A 21,728-nucleotide genomic window follows, 5' to 3' on the forward strand; every position below is an offset into this window, starting at 1 on the left:
TGATCGTCAAGGAGCCGCGATGAACGCTTCCCTCGCGCCCGCCCAGCAGATGCAGCTGGCGGTGCACTACCACTCGCAAGGCCTGCTGGACGCGGCCCGTTCGCTGTACGAAGGCGTGCTCAAGCAGTTCCCGACCGAATTCGCGGTGCTGTACCACCTGGGCCTGCTGGAGTCGCAGGCCGGCCATCCTGAACGCGCAGCGGGCTATTTCGGCCGTGCCGTGCAGTCCTCGCCGCAGAATGCCGATGCGCTGAACAATCTGGCGTTCACGCTGCAGCAGCTGGGCCGCGACACCGAGGCGCTGGCCACGTATGAGCAGGCGCGGGCGCTGCTGCCCGACGATGCGGACATCGCGATCAACCTCGGTCTGTTGCACAAGAAGCTGCAGCAGTTGCCCGAGGCCCTGGCCTGCTTCGAACGGGCCTTGCAGGCCCATCCGGCGCACACCGCGCTGCTGTGCAACCAGGGCAATGTGTTGCAACGCCTGGGGCGCCAGCCGGAGGCGCTGAGCAGCTACGAGCGGGCGCTGGCGGTCGAGCCCGACAACCCCGTGGTGCTGTGCAACCTCAGCAACGCGCTCAACGAACTGGCCCGGTACGACGAGGCCCTGGCCCGCGCCGAGCGCGCCACCGAGGCGCACCCGAAAAACGCCCAGGCCTGGGTGGAGCGCGGCAATGCGCTCAAGCAACTGGGCCGCATCCCCGAGGCCGTGGCCAGTTGCGAGAAGGCCATCGCGCTGGATCCGGCCATGGTCCAGGCGCACACCAACCTGGCGGCCACGGTGCTCAGCGACAGCGTGGACACGCCCCGCGTCATCGCCGCCGGCCGCAGGAGCCTCGAGGTGTTCCTGCAGAGCGTGTACCGCGCGCCGGCCTTGCGGCACGCGGGTCTGGCGCTCAGTGCCTTCCGCCTCAAACACGATGTGCAGCAGGCGCAGTGGCTGCAGGCGCACGGCCACGCTGTGCCCGGCCTGGCGCCGTTTCTCAAGACCGGCAGCGCGCTGCTGCAACAGGCGAAAGATTGGCCGCCCGGCGGCACGCTGCGCGCCTCGGCCAAGGAGCTGTCGAGCCTGCAGGAATTTCTGGCCACGCCCTGGCTGCATGCCATGCCCGATGCCATGCCCGACGTGCTCAACCCGGAGAACGACTGGCTCGCGCTGGAAGAGGCCTACCTTGCGGGCACGCCCGAAATCCTGACCATCGACCACTTCCTGTCCGAGCCGGCGCTCAAGGCCTTTCAGGACTTTGCCCACGCCTCGCGCGTGTGGCACGGCGAGTACGCCAACAGCTACCTGGGGGCCTTCGCCAACCGGGGCTTCAACAGCCCGCTGCACCTGCAGCTCGCGCGCGAGCTCAAGCAGCGCATGCCGCGTGTGTTCAAGGACTACCTGCTGACCCAGCTCTGGGGTTTCAAGTACGAGCCGGCCGTGACGCGTGGCATCAACGTGCACGCCGACTTCGCCAAGGTCAACCTGAACTTCTGGATCGCACCGAGCGAACACAACCTCGATCCCGAGAGCGGCGGCCTCAAGGTCTACGACGTGCCGGCGCCGGCCGACTGGACCTTCGAGCAGTACAACGCAGACAGTGCCCGCATCTACGAGTTCCTGGCGCAACACAAGGCGGGTTGCGTGACGGTGCCGCACCGCTGCAACCGCGCGGTGCTGTTCAACTCGGCGCTGTTCCACGAGACCGACACCATTCGCTTCGTGGACCGCTACGAAGCCCGGCGGGTCAACATGACCTACCTGTTCGGCCAGCAGTTGCGATAGCAAGCAAGGCCTGACCGACAATCGAGGCATGACGTCCTCCGCCCATTCCCCTGCGGCCCTGAGCCGCGCCGCCTTCGCCACCCTGTTGCTCATCGCATTCATGATGGGCGCCAACCACGTCGCCGCGCGGCTCGCGTTCGACCACGGCGTGAGCGTGGCCACGGCCGTGGCCTTCCGCAGCAGCGTGACGGCGTTGGTGGTCGCGGCCATCCTGCTGGTCTACCGCGTGCCCATGCGCCTTCAGGCGCGGCATCGCAAGGCCTTGCCCGCGATCGGCCTGCTGGTGGGTGTGCAAAGCCTGTGCCTGTACGCCGCCGTGGCGCGCCTGCCCGTGGCGCTGGCGCTGCTCGCGTTCAACACCTACCCCTTGTGGACGGCGCTCTGGGCGCGCCTGGTCTACGGCCAGCGGCCGCAGCCGCGCGTGCTGAAGGCCATGCCGGTGATGCTCCTTGGTCTGGCGCTCGCGCTCGACGTGTTCGGCGCGGCATCGGGCCTGGGCGCTTCGGGCCATTGGGCACAGATCGGTGTGGGCGTGGCGTTCGCGCTGGCCGCGGCCGCCACCTTCGGCATGGCGCTGGTGTTGACGCAGCACGAAACCAGTGAACTCGATGGCCGGCTGCGCACGGCCACCACCATGGCCATCGTCGCCGTGATGGCGATGATCGCGGCCACCGCGCAGGGCGGCCTGTCCCTGCCCACCGCGCCCACGGGCTGGTGGGGCTTGCTGGGCCTGACCTTCCTCTACGGCACCGCTTTCACCATCATGTTCACCGTGCTGCCCAAGCTCGGGGTGGTGGGCAATTCGGCCATCATGAACATCGAACCCATCTTCGCGCTGGTGCTGGCCTGGGCGATCCTGGGGCAGTCCATCGCCGCCGTGCAGGTGGTGGGCGGCCTGGTGGTGGTGGCCACGGTGATGTGGCTGGGCCTGCGCAAGGCCTAGGCCTTATTCCCCGTCGTCGAGCGACGCGCTCCAGCGCTCGTTCCATTCCCCGCGCGGCGGCGCGTCGCGCAGGTCCTCGATCTGGCGCCGGTCGCGTTTGGTGGGGCGGCCCATCGGCAGGCTGTGGGCCGGCTCGGGCGCCAGGCGCCGCTGCTCGGCGGCCTGGCTGCGCTGCAGGAGCGAGGCCGCGGTTTCTTCGTAGAGCAGGGCGGCCACCGGCGCGGGGCCGCGAACGCCGCTCAGGCCCTTCACGACCACGGTGCGCGTGTCCGGCCCGATGCGCAGCTCCAGGGTGTCGCCCGGTTTCACGTCGCGCGAGGGTTTGACCGGCAGGCCGTTGAGCCGCACATGGCCTTTGTCGATGGCTTCGCTGCTCAGGCTTCGGGTCTTGTAGAAGCGCGCGGCCCAGAGCCATTTGTCCAGGCGGACCTTGTCGGTGGCGTCGTCGGTGTCGGGTTTCATGAGTGGCTGGCAGGTGTGGCCAGGGGCAGGCGCACGATCGCTTCCAGCCCGATGACCTGGCCCTGGTGGGTGCGGTTGTTGAGTTCGATGCGGCCGTCCAGGGACAGCACGATTTCCCGGCAGATCGCCAGGCCCAGGCCGGAGCCCGACACGCCGGGCGCATGCTGCTGGTCGGTGACGAAGGGCTGGAACAGGCGTTCGCGCAGCGCGGGCGAGATGCCCGGGCCCTCGTCGCGCACGGTGAGCGCCGCGGTTTGCAGGTCCACCACCAGCACCACCGACAGGCTGGAGCCCGCGGGTGTGTTCTTGATCGCGTTGTGCAGCAGGTTGCGGCTGAGTTCGCGCAAGGCCCATTCGTGTGCCTGCACCGGCGCGGCCTGGGTGTCGATCGAGAAGTCGATCGAACGCTCCGCAATCAGCGCCGAGAGGTCCAGCGCCACCGCGCGCACCACCTGGGACCAGTCGATCACCGGCGGCTTGCCATCCTGGCGCAACTGCTCCACCTTGGCCAGCGCCAGCATCTGGTTGGCCAGTTCCGTGGCGCGCTCGACCGTGTGGCCGATCTCCTCCAGCGCCTGCTGGGGCGGGACGTCGCCGCGCCGCGCCGACTGCACCTGGGTTTTGAGCACCGCCAGTGGCGTGCGCAACTGGTGCGAGGTGTCGCGAACGAAGCGCTTCTGGTGTTCCAGCAGGTGCGAGAGCCGTTGCATGTGCTGGTTGGTGGCGTCCAGCAGCGGCAGCAGCTCGCGCGGCGCGCCTTCGGTGGACAGCGGCGAGAGGTCGTTCTCGCTGCGCATGCCCAGCGCCTGGCTGAGCGCGCGCACCGGGCGCGTGGCGCGCTGCACCACGAAGACCACCACGAGCGCAATCACCACCACCAGCGCGGCCTGCCGCCACAGCGTGTCGAGCAGGATCTGCCGTGCCAGCGTCTCGCGCAGCTCCAGCGTTTCCGCCACCTGGATGGTGGCCATGCCCTGCTCGTACACACCGGACACTGGTTGCAGCAGCACCGCCATGCGCACCGGCACGCCGCGGTATTCGTCGTCGTAGAAGTTGACCAGGGCGGCGTAGAGGTTCTTCTGCGGGATGTCGCGGCGCCAGTCGGGCATGTCGCGAAAGCCCGAGACCATCTCGCCCTTGAGGCCGCTCACGCGGTAGAAGATGCGGCTGCGGTTGTCGGCCTCGAAGGCTTCGAGCGCCGAGTAGAGCAGGGTGGATTCGACCCGCACCTCGTCGCCCGCGCCCGTCACCCGCAGCTGTTCGCCGAGCGACTTCGCGGTGGCCAGCAGGGTGCGGTCGTAGGCGGTGTCGGCGGCGTCGAGGGCCTGCCGGTACAGCACGACGGTGTTGATGATCACGAACGCGAACACCGGCAGCAGGATGCCCATGAGCAGTGTGCGGCGCAGCGACACCGCGCGCGGGCGTGGGGTCTCGGTGGTGGGGTTCACGCCGTGGCCTTCAGCAGATAACCCAGGCCGCGCAGCGTGACCAGTTGCGCGCCGGTGTGGGCGATCTTCTTGCGCAGGCGGTAGGCCACCACCTCGATGGCCTCGGGCTGCACCTGGCTCTCGCCCGGGAACACCAGCTCGAACAGGCGCTCCTTGGCGATGGCGTGGCCCGGCTTGCCGAGCAGGGCTTGCAGCAGCGCCAGTTCGCGCGGGGCGAGTTCCATCGGCCGGCCATCGAAGTAGACCGCGCCGCTGTCTTTCTCCACGTGCATGCCGCACCACACGGGCCCGCGCGCGGCCTGGTCGGCGTTGCTGGAGCGCCGCACCAGGGCCCGCACGCGGGCTTCGAGTTCGTCGAGGTCGAAGGGCTTGGGCATGTAGTCGTCGGCGCCCGTGTTCAGGCCGAGGATGCGGTCGCCCACCGTGCCACGCGCGGTCAGCACGATCACCGGGGTGCTCAGGCCGGCGGCGCGCGCCTGGCTCAACACCTCCAGCCCGTCCACGCCCGGCAGGCTCAGGTCGAGCAGCACCGCGTCGGGCAGGCTGGCCTGCCACAGCGCCAGGGCCCTGGCGCCGTCTTCGCAACCCAGCACCTGCATGCCGCGCCGCTCGAAGCTGCGCCGCAAGGTGGTCTGCATCGTGGCGTTGTCTTCGATCAGGAGCAGCTTCATGGCCTCCGATTATGGGCGTGGGGTGAACACCCGCCGGTCCGCGTCCGCGCCCGGCCTAGGGTTTGTCCCGATCGGTTGGACAGCGAACTGACAGCCGCCAAAACGAGCATGGCCTCTCCCATTCACTTCTGAAAGTCATCATGAAAAAACATGCCATCGCCTTGGCGGCTCTGGGTCTGGTCAGCGGTTACGCGAGCGCGCAGTCGTCCGTGACGCTGTACGGTGTGGTGGACGTGGCGCTCGAGCGCGTCAAGGGCGCCACCTCGGTCACGCGCGTGACCTCGGGGCAGCAGCAGGGTTCGCGCTGGGGCCTGCGCGGCACGGAGGACCTGGGCGGCGGGCTCAAGGCCACCTTCCTGCTGGAGTCCGGCTTCAACGCCGACGTGGGCACGCTCGGCCAGGGTGGCCGGCTGTTCGGGCGCCAGGGCTATGTGGGTCTGGGCGGCAACTGGGGCACGGTGCGCTTGGGCCGCCAGTACACGCCGATGGACGACATCGCCAGCATCATCGGCACCAAGGTCTACGACGTGGTGAGCGTGGTGCCCATCATCGGCAACGGGGACTACAACCGTGTGGACAACGCCATCACCTACGTGTCGCCCACCGTGGCCAGCACCGTGTTCCAGCTGCAGTACAGCCTGGGTGAGGAGCGCGCCAGCAACAACGCCAGCGCGGACTTCGGCAAACAGGTCAGCGCGCACGCGCTCTACGCGCAAGGCCCCTGGACGCTGGGCCTGTCGCTGATGCAGGTGGCCGATGCCGACGGCGTGCTGGCCGGCAAGCAGGGCAAGGACGCGCTGCTGTTCGTGGGGGCGTACGACTTCGGTCCGGTCAAGCTCACCGGCTACTACGACGTGGAAGACAAGGCCGTGGAGAAGCTCAAGCTGTTCGGCCTGGCGGCGGCCTTCAAGTTCGGCGAGACCACGGTGTCGGTGGGCGCGGCGCAGGCCAAGAACGTCAACGGCTCGGCCGCCGCGGCCAGCGACGACGCGAAGATCTACACCCTGCAGGCCACCCACAACCTGTCCAAGCGCACGGCGCTCTATGGCCACCTTACCGCCGTCTCCAACGACACGGCGGCGGCGCTCGGCTTCAACAGCCCGGTGGCCGGTTCGAGCTCCAACGGCATCCAGGTGGGCATTCGCCACCGCTTCTGAGCCCGCGCGGCGCCGGTCTGTCTCCTAGGGTTTCCCCCAATCAGAAGGACAGCGAACTGACAGCGTGCGGGCAGAAGATACGCACATCGGTTCAGCCATTCCCTAGGAGACAAGCCATGCGTCGCGACACCTTCCTCAAATCCCTTGCGGCCCTCGCCGCCGCCGGCGCGCTGCCCAACGCCGCGTGGGCCAGTGCCAACATCAAGATGATGATCCCCGCCAACCCCGGCGGTGGCTGGGACGGCACCGGCCGCGCGCTGGGCGACGCCATGCGCGATGCCGGCGTGGCCGCCTCGGTGACCTACGAGAACAAGGGCGGTGCGGCCGGTGCCATCGGCCTGGCCCAGTTCTACAACGCGAGCAAGGGCGACCCGAACGCGCTGATGGTCATGGGCGCCGTCATGCTCGGCGGCATCATCACCGGCAAGCCGCCGGTGTCCATCACGCAGCTCACGCCCATTGCGCGCCTGAGTACCGAGTACAACGTGTTCGTGCTGCCTTCCAACTCGCCGTTCAAGACCATGAAGGACGTGGTCGAGCAGCTCAAGAAGGACCCGGGCAGCATCAAGTGGGGCGGCGGTTCGCGCGGCGCCACCGAGCACATCGCCGCGGCGCAGATCGCGCAGCTGGTGGGCGTGCCCGCATCCAAGATCAACTACGTGCCGTTCCGGGGCGGTGGCGAAGCCACGGCCGCCATCCTGGGTGGCAACGTCACCGTGGGTGGCAGCGGCTACAGCGAATTCCAGCAGTACATCGAGAGCGGCAAGATGCGCGCCATCGCCATCACCTCGGCCCAGCGCGTCAAGGGCATCGATGTGCCCACGCTGAAAGAGCAGGGCATCGACGTGGAGATCGGCAACTGGCGCGGCGTCTACGGCGCGGCCGGCATCACCCAGGCCCAGCGCGACGCGCTCACCGCCATGATCGTCAAGGCCACGCAGAGCAAGTCGTGGGCGGCCGCCGTCGAGAAAAACAACTGGACGCCCGCGCTGCTGACCGGCAAGGCTTTCGACGAGTTCGTCGACAAGGACTTCTCCTCCTTGCGCGCGACCATGGTGCGTGCCGGCATGGTCTGAGCCTGCCTTCTCGGTGCGCTCCCGCCGGGAGCGCCATGCCCTCACCCTGGTGTGTTCGCGCGCCAGGGTGATTCGTTTTGATAAGGACCCGTCATGAACCCCACTCCCCAGGCCGCCGCCGCGCCCGACCACCGCCCCGGCCAACTGGCCATGGGCATCGGCGCACTGATCGTGGCCGCCGTGCTTGCCTATGGCGCGGCAGCGATTCCTTCCGACGCGGGTTACGCCGGCGTCGGCCCCGACTTTCTGCCCTGGGTGGTGAGCGCGGCGCTCGCCATCTGCGGCGTGATGCTCATCTGGGAAGTGCGCACCGGCGGCTACCGGCACATGGAAGAGCCTTCGGGCGCGGCGCGCGGCGACTGGCGCGCGCTGGCCTGGGTCTCGGCCGGCGTGCTGCTCAACGCGGCACTCATCACCACCATCGGTTTCATCCTGAGCTGTGCGCTGTGCTTCGCGCTGGCCGTGCGCGGTCTGCGCGCCAGCGAGGGCAAGCCCATCGGCGACCTGCGCCAGACCGTGAAGGACGCGGTCACCGGCATCGTCATCGCGGCGCCCGTGTACTGGCTGTTCACCAAGCTGCTGGCCGTGAACCTGCCCGGCGTCACCGCCAGCGGCTGGATCTGAATCGGAAGGCGGAACCGACATGATGGACACCCTCAACCAACTGCTCGCGGGCTTCGCCACCGCCGGCACTCCCATCAACCTGTTGTGGGCCTTCGCGGGCTGTGCCCTGGGCACCGCCATCGGCGTGCTGCCCGGCCTGGGCCCGGCCGTGACGGTCGCCATGCTGCTGCCCATCACCGGCCAGGTCGAACCCACGGCCTCCATGATCTTCTTCGCCGGCATCTACTACGGCGCCATGTACGGGGGCTCCACCACCTCCATCCTGCTCAACACGCCGGGCGAGACCGGCACCATGGTCACCGCGCTCGAAGGCTTCAAGATGGCCAAGAGCGGGCGCGCGGGCGCGGCCCTGGCCACCGCCGCCATCGGCTCCTTCGTGGCCGGCACCATCGCCACCATCCTGGTGACGCTGTTCGCGCCCATGCTGGCCGAATTCGCCGTGAAGCTCGGCCCGCCCGAGTATTTCTGCCTGATGCTGCTGGCCTTCACGACCGTGAGCGCGGTGCTCGGCCAGAGCACCTTGCGCGGCCTCACCGCGCTGTTCTTCGGTCTGGCGCTGGGCCTCATCGGCATCGACCAGATCACCGCGCAGGTGCGTTACACCGGCGGCATCCTGGAGTTCATGGACGGCATCGAGGTGGTGCTGGTTGCCGTGGGCCTGTTCGCCGTGGCCGAAGCGCTCTACAACGCGCTCTACGAAGGCCGCAGCGAGGCCAGCATGAACAAGATGAACAAGGCCCACATGACGCGCAGCGAATGGCGCCGCTCCTGGCCCGCCTGGCTGCGCGGCACCGCCATCGGTTTCCCCTTCGGCACCATCCCCGCCGGCGGCACCGAAATCCCCACCTTCCTGAGCTACGCCACCGAGCGCAAACTCGCCGCACCCGAGCACAAGGCCGACTTCGGCACCGTCGGCGCCATCGAAGGCGTGGCAGGGCCCGAGGCCGCGAACAACGCGGCCGTCACCGGCACGCTGGTGCCACTGCTCACGCTGGGTATTCCGACCTCGGTGACGGCCGCCATCCTGCTGAGCGCGCTGCAGAACTACGGCATCAACGCCGGCCCGCAGCTGTTCCAGACCTCGTCCGCGCTCGTGTGGGCGCTGATCGCCTCGCTCTACATCGGCAACGTCATGCTGCTGGTGCTCAACCTGCCCATGGTGGGCCTGTGGGTCAAGCTGCTGAAGATTCCGCGCCCGCAGCTCTACGCCGGCATCCTGATCTTTGCCACCGTGGGTGTGTACGGCATGCGCCAGAGCGCGTTCGACCTTTTCCTCATGTACGGCCTGGGCCTGCTCGGTGTGGTGATGCGCCGCTACGACTTCCCCACCGCACCCGTGATCGTGGGCCTCATCCTCGGCCCGATGGCCGAAGCGCAGATGCGCAACGCCTTGTCCATCGGGGAAGGCAGCTTCATGGTGTTCCTGCAGCGCCCCATGTCGGCCACGCTGCTGGCCGTGGTGCTCGTGGTGCTGGTGTTGCCGCGCCTGTTGGCACGGCTCAAAGGGCCTGCGGGGGCCTAGCCTCGATCCGAAACCGTCTCTCGGCTAGGGGGAATCCCTGGCCTGGAAGGCCTGGGTTGTCACCTGCATACAACGCGGCAAGCACCCAGTTTCCCGGCAGACCCACCACGATTCCTGCCCGCGCAGGAGTCAGGTGCAGGTATCTGGAATGAAAAGCCGGATGGCGGCAACGAAGCGCGTCCGGCCCTGAGGTCAAAGTCCTCCCGAGTCGTCAAGCCTGTCAGCCTTGACAGGCGTTGGACGCCGCTTTTCCCCCAAGACAGCATGGCCGCCCATGAAAAGCGTGGGGCGGCGAGCCCGTCTTCGCCCGTTGAGTCATGCCAACTTCGTGAGGTTCGGGTTTCTGCAATGAACACTTCCAGATCTGTTGAACAGGCGCATCAAGAATTGAAAGACGCCTGTCTCGCCTTCATTCGTGGGCGGCCGTGGGACTCGGTCACTTGCCATGCGGTCATCCTGAACAAGATGGCCCGAATCAGCATCTATCTGGTTCACGAGAACCAGATCGAAAGAAAAAGGCTCGCAGCGACTGGGGCTTTCACGGCACCCGAAGACGCCGTGCTGTTCCTGCGCGACGATCTTTTGAGCACCACCGGGGAGCGCATGTGGGGCCTGACCTTCACGCTGTATCCCGACGGCAGGTTCAACATCGAGTTCGACTGCCACCAGCCCAAGGGCCACGAAGCCGCATCCACGCCAGGCGAAGCCTTGTCTGTCGCCGAGAGACTGCCTCAGGCCTGGGACAGGATGGCCGCGGCGCTGTCCGCTCACCAATCCTTCGAAGACCAATGGCTCGTCACCGCCATGACCTGGCTGGAGCAGCAGACGACGAAGCACCGCCAGGCATGGGGCCTGGGCAGCGAAACCCAATGGCACCTCGACATGGACGAAGGCTGGTTGCGCTGGAGTTTCGCCGACGGCCGCGTGATGCAGGCCGCCGCGCAGGTGGTGGGGGTCTACTGCACGAAGGAGAGCCGCTTCACCTGGGGTTGGGAACACCCTTCGGTGCCCGACGCCTTGCAACGGGCCGCACAGCAGGTGCGCACCCTCGGCTTTGATCGGTGGGTCACGCGCGTCGTGAACTGCTCGCAGGATGAGGCCTGGCAATTCGCCGCCATGGCCGCACAGCACGACGGGGCCGCCGGGGCCTACCGGGGCGACAACGATGGGACGTGGATGTACCTGAGTTTCGATGAGCCCAGGGCCGTGACGCTGTGATGCCTCAGGTGGCGTGACCTCAGGTGGTGCCCGTTCGCTCGGACGGGGACCACTCGCCCCCGAAGAGCATCCTCTCCAGGCAGTGGCTGGCCTGCGGCACGTCATGGGTCTGGGCCAGCAAGAAGACGGCGTCTCGATCCGGTCGCGAGACACCGAGTTGCTCCAACAGGCCGTGCAGCCATGCCGCGTCATCCTGCTGAATCCGTTCGATCAGGCAATGGATGGCGTAGCAGGGGTTTTCCGCCGCCATCTTCAGCTTGGCGGCCGTCCATCCCTCCGAGCGGGCAGAGCGGTTCAGGGTCTCGACGAACGCGGGGGAATGGAAGTCGACGCGCCAGGCCGTCTCTCGCCGGTTCAGTTCGCGCGTCGAGAAAAACGATCGGATGCCTCGGTACACCCGGTAGCCGGCATAGGCCAGGCCTGTGGCGATGGCGATGAACGCCAGCGGGGGAAAGAGGAATGCCAAGGCGCTGAAGAGGGTGGCCGCGATGCCGGTGATGGTTTCTATCCTTGCCTTGGTCCGCTTGTCTCGGGCTTGTTGCAGCGCGTCCTTGCGTTGGCTGCGGGCGTGTCGGATCACATGGGCTTGCAGCGATGTCGGGCTGGCGGCTGTTGAGCCGCTTTCGATCAAGCGCAGCGCGCGCTTGGCCTGTTCGACCAGCTTGCTCGACGAATGCCATTTGAAGATGCCCGCCAAGGCTTGAAACGCCGAGCCCACGATGCCCACGATGCTGGCGGCCAACGAGAGCCACGCACTGGCCTTGAAGGCCAGCTTCAGGGCGGAAAACAGGCGCGATGTCCACGACACGACGGTGTAGCGAACCACATCCACGATCTGCTCCGGCGCGTGCCGCATGGCCGTCTCCAGCTGCACCTTGGAGGCGCGCGCCTGCCAGGCCTTTTTGGCGGCGTCGCACAGTCGCCGCGCCAGAGAGGGATGTGCCTCTGAATGCGCCCACCGGCGGTGGGCCTCGTCCAGCGCCAGTTGGCCTTGTGCGAATGCGGCGTGGGTCGCCTGTCGGTGCGACAAAGCCTGGCAGGTGTTGGACAGGTTTTTGATCGCCGCGCCCGTGTCGATGGCACCGCCCGCACCCTGGAGGGCCTGGAAGGCGCCCAGCGCTTCCACGGGAAAACCATCCCCGATCGGTGCGCTGTTCTCATGCCCGGTTTTTTCCAGGGGCGCCTTGCTCAGCCCCGAGGCAACGCCTTGCGGCGCCCGGGTGAGGCAGGCCATGCCGCACACGGCATCGAGTTGGGAATGCAGCCGTCGGGCTCTAACCGCCCCCTCCAGGTGCCCCGGGTCCGTGGAGGCGAGTGGGGTGTCCCTGAACACCCACACGTCCGCGTGCGCGTGGCCGTGGTGGCGTGGGCTGCCCGTCGGCCCATTCACTTCGCCACGGGAAGAGGGCGGGCGGGTCGGAAAAGCCAGGACAGAGGAAAGAACCATGTGCGTCATCGCGGCGAATCGTAGTTCTTACTTATTACTCTTCAATGACAGCGCAGGCACGGAGAAGTGCAGGGTTACCATCCCGCCATGACCCGGGACAACCGCCTGCCGCGTGACGCGCAAAGCATCCTCGAACTCGCCGCGAGGTCGATGTTCGATCTGTTCGCCAACGCCAGCGAGGGCATGATGCTGGTGGACCGCGACGCGCGCGTGGTCTGGATCAACGACCAGTACCGCCGCTTCCTGCCCGCGCTGGGCTTCGAGCGCGAGGAAGACTTCGTCGGCCACCCGGTCTCGCGCGTGGTGCAGAACACGCAGATGCACCAGGTGCTGGCCACCGGCAAGCCCATCCTCATCGACCTGCTGACCAACCGCGCCGGCACCTTCGTGGTGAGCCGCATCCCGCTGCGCGACGACGCGGGGGAGGTGATCGGGGTGCTGGGCATCGTGCTGTTCGACCACCCCGAGACCACGCTGCAACCCCTCATCAGCAAGTTCGCGCGGCTGGAGCAGGACCTGAGCGAAGCCCGGCGCGAACTCGCGAGCCAGCGCCGCAGCAAGTACACCTTCGCCAGCTTCGTGGGCAGCAGCGCCGCCGCGCTGGAGGTCAAGCGCCAGGCCCGGCGCGCCGCGCAGTCGGCCAGCCCGGTGCTGTTGCTGGGCGAGACCGGCACCGGCAAGGAGTTGCTCGCGCACGCCATCCACGCGGCCTCGCCGCGCGCGGGCCGCTCGTTCGTGAGCGTGAACATGGCGGCCGTGCCCGACACGCTGCTCGAAGCCGAGTTCTTCGGCGTGGCCCCCGGGGCCTACACCGGCGCCGACAAGAAAGGGCGCGACGGCAAGTTCAAGCTGGCCGATGGCGGCACGCTGTTCCTGGACGAACTCGGCGACATGCCGATGTCGGTTCAGGTCAAGCTGCTGCGCGCGCTGCAGGAAGGCGAGATCGAGCCGCTGGGTTCGAACAAGCTGGTGCGCTTCGACGTGCGCGTGGTCGCCGCCACCTCGCGCGACCTGCAGCAGATGGTGCGCGAAGGCAGCTTCAGGGAAGACCTCTACTACCGCCTCAACGTGTTGCCCATCCGCGTGCCGCCGCTGCGCGAGCGGCAGGACGACATCGCGCTGCTGATCGAGGCCCTGTGCGAAGACATCGCCGCGCGTGGCGGCGGCGCGCAGCTGGAGCTGACCGCCGACGCCCAGGCCCTGCTGGCCGCACAGCCCTGGCGCGGCAACATCCGTGAACTGCGCAACGTGCTGGAACAGCTTGCGCTGCGCAGCGACTCGCACCACATCGCCGCCGCGCAGGTGGGGGCGGTGCTGCAAGAAGCCGGCCTGCCCGCCCTTGCGCCGGCGGCCACGTTGCCGAAGGCCGTCGCGCGTGCGATGGAAGAGGGCGACGAACTGCGCCCGCTGCCCGAGCAGATCGCCGAGCTGGAGCAGCGCGCGATCGCGCAGGCCCTGGCCCGCACCGGTGGGAACCGCACCGCAGCCGCGAAGCTGCTCGGCATCTCGCGCGCCAGTCTGTACGACCGTTTGGCGGCCTTGGGCGATGCGTCTGAAATTCAGACGATTGTCTGAATTTCAGACAATTTCACGATTCGAGATTGTCTGAAATCTGGACAATCGCCAGGGCGTTCTGAACAAAACCCTTTGAAATCAAAGGCCTGTACCGCTGGCACGAAGTCTGCGATAAGGAAGGCACGGCGCACCGCGCTGTCACGATCCTTCCAACCAGGAGACAAGACATGACTCACACCACCCGCCGCCTGGCGGTCATCGCGCTCGCCTGCTCCGCGGCGCTCGGCACCTCGCTCGTTTCGGCCCAGGCCAACAAGGGCGAGATCCGCATCGCCCACATCCACAGCAAGACCGGCCCGCTGGAGGCCTATGCCAAGCAGACCCAGGCCGGCCTGATGATGGGCCTGAGCTACGCCACCGGCGGCACCATGATGGTGGGTGGCAAGAAGATCGTCGTGATCGAGAAGGACGACCAGGGCAAGCCCGATGTGGGCAAGAGCCTGCTGGCCGCCGCCTACGCCGACGACAAGGTGGATCTGGCCATCGGCCCGACCGCTTCGCCCGTGGCCCTGGCCATGCTGCCCGTGGCCGAGGAGTACAAGAAGATCCTGCTGGTCGAGCCCGCTGTGGCCGACTCGATCACCGGCGACAAGTGGAACAAGTACATCTTCCGCACCGGCCGCAACAGCAGCCAGGACGCCGCCGCCAACGCCGTGGCGCTGGACCAGCCGGGCAACGTGATCGCCATGCTGGCCAACGACAACGCCTTCGGCCGCGACGGCGTGAAGGCCGCCAAGGACTTCACCAAGAAGGCCAAGATCGTTCACGAGGAATACCTGCCCGTGGGCACGACGGACTTCACCGCCGGCCTGCTGCGCATCGTCGACAAGCTCAAGGACCAGCCGGGCACCAAGTACATCTCGGTGGGCTGGTCGGGCGCGCCCACGCCCTTCGGCAAGATCGCCGAGATGGAGCTGGACAAGCGCTACGGCATCAAGCTCGCCACCGGCGGCAACATCCTGCCCGCGATGGTGGCCTACAAGCAATTCCCGGGCATGGAGGGCGCGCTGTACTACTACTTCGGCATCCCCAAGAACCCGGTGAACGACGCGATGGTGGCCGAGCACTACAAGCAGTTCAAGACGCCGCCGGACTTCTTCACCGCCGGTGGTTTCTCGGCCGCGATGGCCGTGGTGACCGCGCTGAAGAAGACCAATGGCGACACCAAGACCGACACGCTCATCAAGACCATGGAAGGCATGAGCTTCGACACGCCCAAGGGCACGATGACCTTCCGCAAGGAAGACCACCAGGCCATGCAGAGCATGTACCACTTCAAGATCAAGGCCGACCCGGCGTTTGCCTGGGGCGTGCCCGAGCTGGTGCGCGAGATCAAACCCGGGGACCTTGCCATTCCTATTCGGAATGGCCGGTAACCCCCTGCGCCGCTGACGCGGCTTCCCCCTTGAAAAGGGGGACAACACCTGCGGCCCGGCAAAGCCGGTTCCGCGGTGTTTCTGGAAGTTCGCCGCACTTGCGGCTCACGGCATACCGCTGCCTTCTGCGGAGAGTCCCTTCATGCTTGAAACCCAAGACCTCACGGTCCGCTTCGGCGGGCACGTGGCGGTGAATGCCGTCTCGTGCGCGTTCGCGCCGGGCACGCTCACCGCCATCGTCGGCCCCAACGGCGCGGGCAAGACGACCTACTTCAACCTCATCTCGGGCCAGATCAAGGCCAGCGCGGGCCGTGTGCGGCTCGGTGGCAAGGACATCTCGGCGCTGGGCGCGCCGGCGCGCGCGCAGGCCGGGCTGGGCCGGGCGTTCCAGCTGACCAACCTGTTCCCCAACCTCACGGTGCAGGAGAACGTGCGGCTGGCGGTGCAGGCGAGGGCGGGCGCGGGGCTGAACCTGTGGCGCATCTGGAGCGACCGGCGCGACCTGCTGCAGCGCGCCGACGAGGTGCTGGAAACCGTGGCGCTGGCCGACAAGCGCGACGCGCTCGCCTCCAGCCTGCCGCACGGCGACCAGCGCAAGCTGGAGGTCGGCATCCTCATGGCGCTGGAGCCGCAGGTCTTCATGTTCGATGAACCCACGGCCGGCATGAGCGTGGACGAGGTGCCCGTGATCCTGAACCTCATCCGCAAGCTCAAGGAAGACAAGCGCAAGACCATCCTGCTGGTCGAACACAAGATGGACGTGGTGCGCGAACTCTCGGACCGCATCATCGTGCTGCACAACGGAGAGCTCGTGGCCGATGGCGAACCCGCCACCGTGATCGCCTCGCCCGTGGTGCAGCAGGCCTACCTTGGCATCAACCCCGAAGAAGAGGTGAGCGCATGAGCCAGGACCTGTTGACGCTGAAAGGGGTTCACACCCACATCGGCGCGTACCACATCCTCCACGGCGTGGACCTCGCCGTGCCCGCCAACCAGCTCACGATGCTGCTGGGCCGCAACGGCGCGGGCAAGACCACCACGCTGCGCACCATCATGGGCCTGTGGCACGCCAGCCAGGGCACGGTGACGCTCGACGGCCAGGACATCACCCAGCGCCCCACGCCCGACATCGCGCGCAGCGGCGTGGCCTACGTGCCCGAGAGCATGGGCATCTTCGCGGACCTCTCGGTGCGCGAGAACATGCTGCTGGCCGCGCGCGGCGCGCGCAGCCTGGACGACATCGACACCAACCGCCTCGAATGGATCTTCGGCCTGTTCCCGGCCATGAAGAAATTCTGGCTGCACCCGGCCGGCAAGTTGAGCGGTGGGCAGAAGCAGATGCTCGCCGTCTCGCGCGCCATCGTCGAGCCGCGCAAGCTGCTGCTGATCGACGAGCCCAGCAAGGGCCTGGCGCCCGCGATCATCCAGAACATGATCGCGGCCTTCCGCGAACTCAAGGCCGCCAAGACCACCATCCTGCTCGTCGAGCAGAACTTCAACTTCGCGCGCCAGCTCGGCGACACCGTGGCCGTGATGGACGACGGCCGCGTCGTGCACAGCGGCTCCATGGCCGAACTCGCGGCCGACGAATCGCTGCAATCCAAGCTGCTGGGCCTGTCCCTCGGAGCACACCAATGAAACTCAACGCCGACTTCGACTGGAAGCCGCTGGCCCTGGTGCCCGCGCTGGCGCTGCTCGCGCTGCCCGCCGTGGGCAGCCCGTCCACCTGGATCACGCTCACCGTGGCCGGCCTGGCCATGGGCATGATCGTCTTCATCATCGCCTCCGGCCTCACGCTGGTCTTCGGCCTCATGGACGTGCTCAACTTCGGCCACGGCGTGTTCATCGCGCTGGGCGCTTTCGTGGCCACCACCGTGCTGGCCAGCATGGGCAGCTACACCACGGCCAACAGCCTCTGGCTCAACCTCGTGGCCTTGCTGCCCGCCATGCTGGTGGCCATGGCCGTGGCCGGCGCGCTGGGCTGGGTGTTCGAGCGGCTCATCATCCGCCCGGTGTACGGCATGCACCTCAAGCAGATCCTCATCACCATGGGCGGCATGATCATCGGCGAGGAGATGATCAAGGTCATCTGGGGCCCGGAGCAGATCGCGCTGCCGCTGCCCGAGAGCCTGCGCGGCTCTTTCATCTTCGGCGACGCCGCGGTGGAGAAGTACCGCCTGCTCGCCGTGCTGGTGGGCGCGGCCGTGTTCGCGGCGATGGTGTGGACGCTCAACCGCACCAAGGTCGGCCTGCTGGTGCGCGCCGGTGTGCAGGACCGCGAGATGGTCGAGTCCCTCGGCTACCGCATCCGGCAGCTCTTCATCGGCGTGTTCGTGGTGGGCAGTGCGCTCGCCGGCCTGGGCGGCGTGATGTGGGGCCTGTACCAGCAGACCGTGCTGCCGCAGATGGGCGCGCAGGTCAACGTGCTGATCTTCATCGTCATCATCATCGGCGGCCTGGGCTCCACGCTGGGCGCGCTCATCGGCGCGCTGCTGGTGGGGCTGATGGCCAACTACACCGGCTTCCTGGCGCCCAAGGTCGCGCTGTTCTCCAACATCGCGCTCATGGTCGCCATCCTGCTGTGGCGGCCCCAGGGCGTGTACCCGGTCACGAACCGATAAGAAGGAGCCGAAGCATGTTGTCCCGTCTCCTCTCCAACGACCTGCCGCGCAGCCGCTGGCTGGTCGCCTTGCTGATCGTGCTCTTCCTGGGCCTGGCCTTCGCGCCCTTCCTGTTCCCGGGCGTGAAAGCGCTCAACGTGGCCGCCAAGGTGCTCATCTTCGTGGCGCTGGTGGCCAGCTTCGACCTGCTGCTGGGCTACACCGGCATCGTGAGCTTCGCGCACACCATGTTCTTCGGCATCGGGGCCTACGGCGTGGCCATCGCGCTCAACGCGGCGGAGTCACCGTCCTGGGGCGCCATTGCACTGGGTGTGCTCTGCGCGCTGCTGGTCTCGCTGGTGCTCTCGCTGCTCATCGGCCTGTTCTCGCTGCGGGTGCGCGCGATCTTCTTCGCCATGATCACGCTCGCGGTGGCCTCGGCCTTTCTCACGCTGGCCTCGCAGCTGTCGGATTTCACCGGTGGTGAAGACGGCCTGACCTTCCGCGTGCCCGAGTTGCTCTCGCCCGGCTTCACGCTGACCGAAGAGCCGCTGCAGACGCCGCTGGGCGAGGTCGATCTGAACGGCCGGCTGATCACCTATTACCTGATCTTCCTGGCCGTCACCGCGATCTTCCTCACCATCCTGCGCATCGTGAACTCGCCCTTCGGCCGCGTGCTGCAGGCCATCCGCGAGAACGACTTCCGTGCCGAGGCCCTGGGCTACCGCACCGTCGTCTACCGCACGCTGTCCAACGTGCTCTCCGCCTCCTTCGCCACGCTCGCGGGCTGCCTGCTCGCGCTCTGGCTGCGCTACAACGGACCGGACACCTCGCTCTCGTTCGAGATCATGCTGGACATCCTGCTCATCGTCGTCATCGGCGGCATGGGCACGCTCTACGGCGCTTTCATCGGCAGCGTGCTTTTCGTGGTGGCGCAAAGTTACCTGCAGGACCTGCTGCGCATGGCCGGCAGCGCCACCGAAGGCCTGCCGCTGTTGCCCGCGCTGCTCACGCCCGACCGCTGGCTGCTCTGGCTGGGTGTGCTCTTCGTCCTGTCGGTGTATTACTTCCCCACGGGCATCGTGGGCAAGCTGCGAGAGCGGGCCTCGCTCGCGCGCCTGAAAGGAGGCCGGCCATGAACACCGCCACCACCCTCGCGCCCGCGGCCACCGCCGTGACTCCGCGCTCGCGCTACCTCACCTGCGCAGGCCGCGAAATCCACTTCATGGACTGGGAGCCCGAGACGCCCAATGGTCAGACGGTGGTCGCCTGGCACGGCCTGGCCCGCACCGGACGCGACATGGACCCACTGGCCGCGCACCTCAGCGCGCAGGGCTGGCGCGTGATCTGCCCCGACACGATCGGGCGCGGCCTCTCGGAATGGAGCCCCGAGCCCGAAGCCGAGTACTGCCTGGACTTCTATTCGCGCATCGCCACCGCGTTGGTGGACCAGCTCGTCATCAAACGCTTCCATTGGGTGGGCACCTCCATGGGCGGCGCCATCGGCATGGTGTGCGCCGCCGGCCCGCTGCACGGGCGCATCGAGCGGTTGGTGCTCAACGACATCGGCCCCAAGCTGGCCGACGCGGCGGTGCAGCGCATCCGCAGCTACGCGGGCAACCCGGCCGCGTTCCACACCATGAGCGAGCTGGAACAGTACTTCCGCACCGTCTACAAGCCCTACGGCTACCTGAGTGACGCGCAGTGGCGCCTGCTCACCGAAAGCTCGGCGCGCCGACTGGCCAATGGCCGCGTCACGCCACACTACGACCCGGCCATGGTGATGCAGTTCAGCCACCACCCCGCGGACTACGACCTCTGGCCCACCTACGACCGCATCGACGTGCCCGTGCTGTGCCTGCGCGGCGCGGAGTCGGACCTGCTGCTGGCCGACACGGCCGAGGCCATGCGCGACCGCGGGCCGCGCGCGCTGGTGGTGACGATTGCCGGCTGCGGGCACGCGCCCGCGCTCAACGTACCCGAGCAGTTCGAGCTGGTGCAGCGGTTTCTGGCGGGGCACTGAGCCGGGCACTCACGGAACGATCCCATGCGCCTTCATCACGGCTTCCTCGTCGCCCGTGATCCAGCCAAACACCGTGGCCGTGTCGCCTTCCCGGCGGACGAGGTACGCGTTGGTGAAGTCGATGGTCTTTTTTTCGTTGCCGATGGCATAGGTCGCCTTCCAGTCCACGCGCGCCAGCGCGTGAAGATCGTCGATGCCGGAGATGTCCAGGCGCTGGAGCTTCATGCCGCTCATGCCGATCTGCCGGTAGCGCTCGAAGCCGTCGGCCATCACCCGCTTCAACTGGTCGTCGTTCTGCCCCGTGACCACGCCCGACGGGGTCGCCGCGATGAATGCCTTGGCGTAGAGATTCGCGACCGCCACGAGGTCTGAATCACCGCGGAGGGATCGGTTGAACTCGCGCTCATAGCGCTGGAACAATTCATTCACCAACGATTCCATGGATGGAGATCCGGTCTGGTGGGTCATGGGCTCCTCGCTGCAGGGAGAAAAAGGGCATCGCACCCGATCGATGGGGTTCAACTACCATGGCGACTGTCGTTTGGCCGTGAACCTTGGAGTGGCGTGATGCGTCTTGAGTTCGGCATTTTCCTTCTCCACCCATGAGCCGCCTTCGTGAAGCCGGGCGCCGCATTCGGCACGCCGCGCTGAACACACCAGGGTTGCGCGTGATCCTGCTGGCCATCCGCAATTACGTCCTGCACCAGAGCGCCAACCAGGCCGGCAGCCTCGCGTTCTCGTCGGTGCTGGCCATGTTTCCGCTCCTGATCCTGTTGTCCGCTTCGGCCGGCTACCTGGGCAAGCCTGGCGACGCGGCGGCGCTGGTGGGCCGCGTGGTGGGGTACACGCCGCAAGTGGTGCGCGACGTGATGCAGCCGGTCATCGAGCAGGTGCTGGCCCAGCGCAACCAGGCCTTGCTGGCCGTGGGCGTGCTGGTGACGCTGTGGACCGCCTCGTCGGGCATGCAGGCGATCCGCTCGGCGCTGAACCGCGCCTATGGCATCGAGCGCGGGCTGCCGTTCTGGAAGGCGCGCATCAAGGTCACGCTGTTCACGGTGGTGGTGGGCTCGGGCGTGCTGCTGGCTTTCAGTTCGGTGGTGGTGATGCCGTATGTGTGGCTGTTGTTGGCCGAGAACGTGGGCGTGGGGCGGGAGACCTTGTGGGCGCGCAACAGCGTGCGCTATGGCTCGGCGTTCCTGGTGCTGGTGATGTTGTATGCCTTGATGTACGGCTGGCTGCCGGACATTCGCCAGCGGCTCTACACCGTGATCCCAGGTGCCGTGGTGGGGGCGGCCCTCTGGGTGGGGGCGGCCGCGAGCCTGTCGTACACCTTGCGCACCGCGGGCAAGCTGGCCTTGCTCTACGGCAGCTTCGCGGGCGTGGTGGCCACGCTGGTGTTTCTGTACATCAGCGCCACCACGCTGATCTTCGGTGCCGAGATCAATGGGGTGCTGCGCGGCTCGGTGGAGCCAGACGGCAAGACCTCCCCGTCTTAGCGGATGCGCCGGCCCAACGGCGTGTAGCGCAGCAGCTTGCTCAAGCCATCGCGGCCGCTGGCGGCTCGGCCCACGAGGGCGGTGGCCGCCAGCTACCTGCCGTGCGCACGACCACCGAAGGGCTCGTGCGCGTGAGCGCCCATGCCGCAATGCCCGCGCCCAGCACCAGCCAGTGCTCGCCGGGAAAACTGTCGCGGGCGCCGTCTTGCGCTTTGGCTCGCTCGACGAGCGAGCCTTGGGTTTTTCTTCTGGTCACCACGGTGCATCTCCTACAGTGATCGAGGCTCCACCTTATCGCGCCAGGACACGAGGCGATGTA

Annotated in this window: 21 protein-coding genes; 15 read left to right on the forward strand and 6 right to left on the reverse strand. The window is 67.5% G+C overall.

The annotated features are described in order from the left end of the window. Positions 1–19: 19 nt before the first annotated feature. Both AC3WPZ_RS14295 and AC3WPZ_RS14300 read left to right on the forward strand, forming a co-directional pair. The gene (locus tag AC3WPZ_RS14295) at positions 20–1,771 is read left to right on the forward strand and encodes a tetratricopeptide repeat protein (protein ID WP_492440205.1); all 1,752 of its coding nucleotides are present in this window, start codon (positions 20–22) and stop codon (positions 1,769–1,771) included. Between the two features lie 28 nt (positions 1,772–1,799). Then, positions 1,800–2,714 carry a DMT family transporter gene (locus AC3WPZ_RS14300; protein WP_382158833.1) on the forward strand — a complete coding sequence of 305 codons (915 nt, stop codon included), beginning with the start codon at positions 1,800–1,802 and terminating at the stop codon, positions 2,712–2,714. A gap of 3 nt (positions 2,715–2,717) precedes the next feature. On the opposite strand, the gene AC3WPZ_RS14305 is transcribed toward AC3WPZ_RS14300, so the two are convergent. Genes AC3WPZ_RS14305 through AC3WPZ_RS14315 form a run of 3 tightly spaced genes read right to left on the reverse strand, consistent with a single transcriptional unit; the run spans position 2,718 to position 5,295 of the window. Further along, the gene (locus AC3WPZ_RS14305; RefSeq protein WP_444686298.1) at positions 2,718–3,176 is read right to left on the reverse strand and encodes an RNA-binding S4 domain-containing protein; all 459 of its coding nucleotides are present in this window, start codon (positions 3,174–3,176) and stop codon (positions 2,718–2,720) included. Further along, positions 3,173–4,564, reverse strand: a complete 1,392-nt coding sequence (locus tag AC3WPZ_RS14310) for a sensor histidine kinase (protein WP_444687464.1) — start codon at positions 4,562–4,564, stop codon at positions 3,173–3,175. The genes AC3WPZ_RS14305 and AC3WPZ_RS14310 overlap by 4 nt, the downstream gene beginning before the upstream one ends. A 56-nt stretch (positions 4,565–4,620) precedes the next feature. Then, entirely contained in the window at positions 4,621–5,295 is a 675-nt protein-coding gene (locus AC3WPZ_RS14315; RefSeq protein ID WP_382158829.1) for a response regulator transcription factor, read from the reverse strand. 140 nt (positions 5,296–5,435) lie between these two features. Between AC3WPZ_RS14315 and AC3WPZ_RS14320 the strand changes: the two genes are divergently transcribed. The 5 genes from AC3WPZ_RS14320 to AC3WPZ_RS14340 all read left to right on the forward strand — a co-directional run bounded on the left by AC3WPZ_RS14320 (position 5,436) and on the right by AC3WPZ_RS14340 (position 10,892). Continuing rightward, positions 5,436–6,452 carry a porin gene (locus tag AC3WPZ_RS14320; RefSeq protein ID WP_444686299.1) on the forward strand — a complete coding sequence of 339 codons (1,017 nt, stop codon included), beginning with the start codon at positions 5,436–5,438 and terminating at the stop codon, positions 6,450–6,452. Positions 6,453–6,568: 116 nt separating this feature from the next. Beyond that, the gene (locus tag AC3WPZ_RS14325; RefSeq protein ID WP_382158825.1) at positions 6,569–7,528 is read left to right on the forward strand and encodes a tripartite tricarboxylate transporter substrate binding protein; all 960 of its coding nucleotides are present in this window, start codon (positions 6,569–6,571) and stop codon (positions 7,526–7,528) included. A gap of 93 nt (positions 7,529–7,621) precedes the next feature. Next, a complete protein-coding gene (locus AC3WPZ_RS14330) occupies positions 7,622–8,152 on the forward strand; it encodes a tripartite tricarboxylate transporter TctB family protein (protein WP_291112259.1) in 531 nt (176 codons plus the stop codon). Positions 8,153–8,174: 22 nt separating this feature from the next. Further along, positions 8,175–9,674, forward strand: coding sequence for a tripartite tricarboxylate transporter permease (locus AC3WPZ_RS14335; protein WP_382164011.1), 1,500 nt, complete (start codon positions 8,175–8,177; stop codon positions 9,672–9,674). 348 nt (positions 9,675–10,022) lie between these two features. Beyond that, positions 10,023–10,892, forward strand: a complete 870-nt coding sequence (locus AC3WPZ_RS14340; RefSeq protein WP_382158823.1) for a DUF6882 domain-containing protein — start codon at positions 10,023–10,025, stop codon at positions 10,890–10,892. Between the two features lie 19 nt (positions 10,893–10,911). Here the strand turns inward: AC3WPZ_RS14340 and AC3WPZ_RS14345 are convergent, their stop codons facing one another. Beyond that, positions 10,912–12,126, reverse strand: coding sequence for a hypothetical protein (locus AC3WPZ_RS14345; RefSeq protein ID WP_492440208.1), 1,215 nt, complete (start codon positions 12,124–12,126; stop codon positions 10,912–10,914). A gap of 300 nt (positions 12,127–12,426) precedes the next feature. Here AC3WPZ_RS14345 and AC3WPZ_RS14350 point away from each other — a divergent pair, with 300 nt between their 5' ends. From AC3WPZ_RS14350 to AC3WPZ_RS14380, 7 genes are all read left to right on the forward strand, one after another. Continuing rightward, complete coding sequence (locus AC3WPZ_RS14350; RefSeq protein WP_382158819.1) at positions 12,427–13,914, forward strand: sigma-54 interaction domain-containing protein; 1,488 nt, start codon at positions 12,427–12,429, stop codon at positions 13,912–13,914. 167 nt (positions 13,915–14,081) lie between these two features. After that, positions 14,082–15,290, forward strand: coding sequence for a substrate-binding domain-containing protein (locus AC3WPZ_RS14355; RefSeq protein WP_382158817.1), 1,209 nt, complete (start codon positions 14,082–14,084; stop codon positions 15,288–15,290). A gap of 142 nt (positions 15,291–15,432) precedes the next feature. Further along, entirely contained in the window at positions 15,433–16,194 is a 762-nt protein-coding gene (locus tag AC3WPZ_RS14360) for an ABC transporter ATP-binding protein (RefSeq protein ID WP_291112282.1), read from the forward strand. After that, positions 16,191–16,928, forward strand: coding sequence for an ABC transporter ATP-binding protein (locus AC3WPZ_RS14365; protein WP_382158814.1), 738 nt, complete (start codon positions 16,191–16,193; stop codon positions 16,926–16,928). Before AC3WPZ_RS14360 ends, AC3WPZ_RS14365 begins: the two co-directional genes overlap by 4 nt. After that, positions 16,925–17,911 (forward strand): branched-chain amino acid ABC transporter permease, encoded by a 987-nt coding sequence (locus AC3WPZ_RS14370; RefSeq protein ID WP_382158812.1) that lies wholly within the window; start codon positions 16,925–16,927, stop codon positions 17,909–17,911. The genes AC3WPZ_RS14365 and AC3WPZ_RS14370 overlap by 4 nt, the downstream gene beginning before the upstream one ends. A gap of 14 nt (positions 17,912–17,925) precedes the next feature. After that, a complete protein-coding gene (locus AC3WPZ_RS14375; RefSeq protein ID WP_291112288.1) occupies positions 17,926–19,029 on the forward strand; it encodes a branched-chain amino acid ABC transporter permease in 1,104 nt (367 codons plus the stop codon). After that, positions 19,026–19,913, forward strand: coding sequence for an alpha/beta fold hydrolase (locus AC3WPZ_RS14380; RefSeq protein ID WP_444686301.1), 888 nt, complete (start codon positions 19,026–19,028; stop codon positions 19,911–19,913). The genes AC3WPZ_RS14375 and AC3WPZ_RS14380 overlap by 4 nt, the downstream gene beginning before the upstream one ends. Before the next feature lie 9 nt (positions 19,914–19,922). Here the strand turns inward: AC3WPZ_RS14380 and AC3WPZ_RS14385 are convergent, their stop codons facing one another. Continuing rightward, positions 19,923–20,381 carry a nuclear transport factor 2 family protein gene (locus AC3WPZ_RS14385; protein WP_492440209.1) on the reverse strand — a complete coding sequence of 153 codons (459 nt, stop codon included), beginning with the start codon at positions 20,379–20,381 and terminating at the stop codon, positions 19,923–19,925. Between the two features lie 134 nt (positions 20,382–20,515). Between AC3WPZ_RS14385 and AC3WPZ_RS14390 the strand changes: the two genes are divergently transcribed. Further along, a complete protein-coding gene (locus AC3WPZ_RS14390; protein ID WP_492440210.1) occupies positions 20,516–21,409 on the forward strand; it encodes a YihY/virulence factor BrkB family protein in 894 nt (297 codons plus the stop codon). Positions 21,410–21,449: 40 nt separating this feature from the next. On the opposite strand, the gene AC3WPZ_RS14395 is transcribed toward AC3WPZ_RS14390, so the two are convergent. Next, positions 21,450–21,665: a hypothetical protein gene (locus tag AC3WPZ_RS14395; RefSeq protein WP_492440212.1), complete on the reverse strand. Its 216-nt coding sequence runs from the start codon at positions 21,663–21,665 to the stop codon at positions 21,450–21,452. Positions 21,666–21,728 lie beyond the last annotated feature (63 nt).

The sequence above is a fragment of the Hydrogenophaga sp. FW305-3-2-15-A-LB1 genome, from assembly GCF_058787875.1.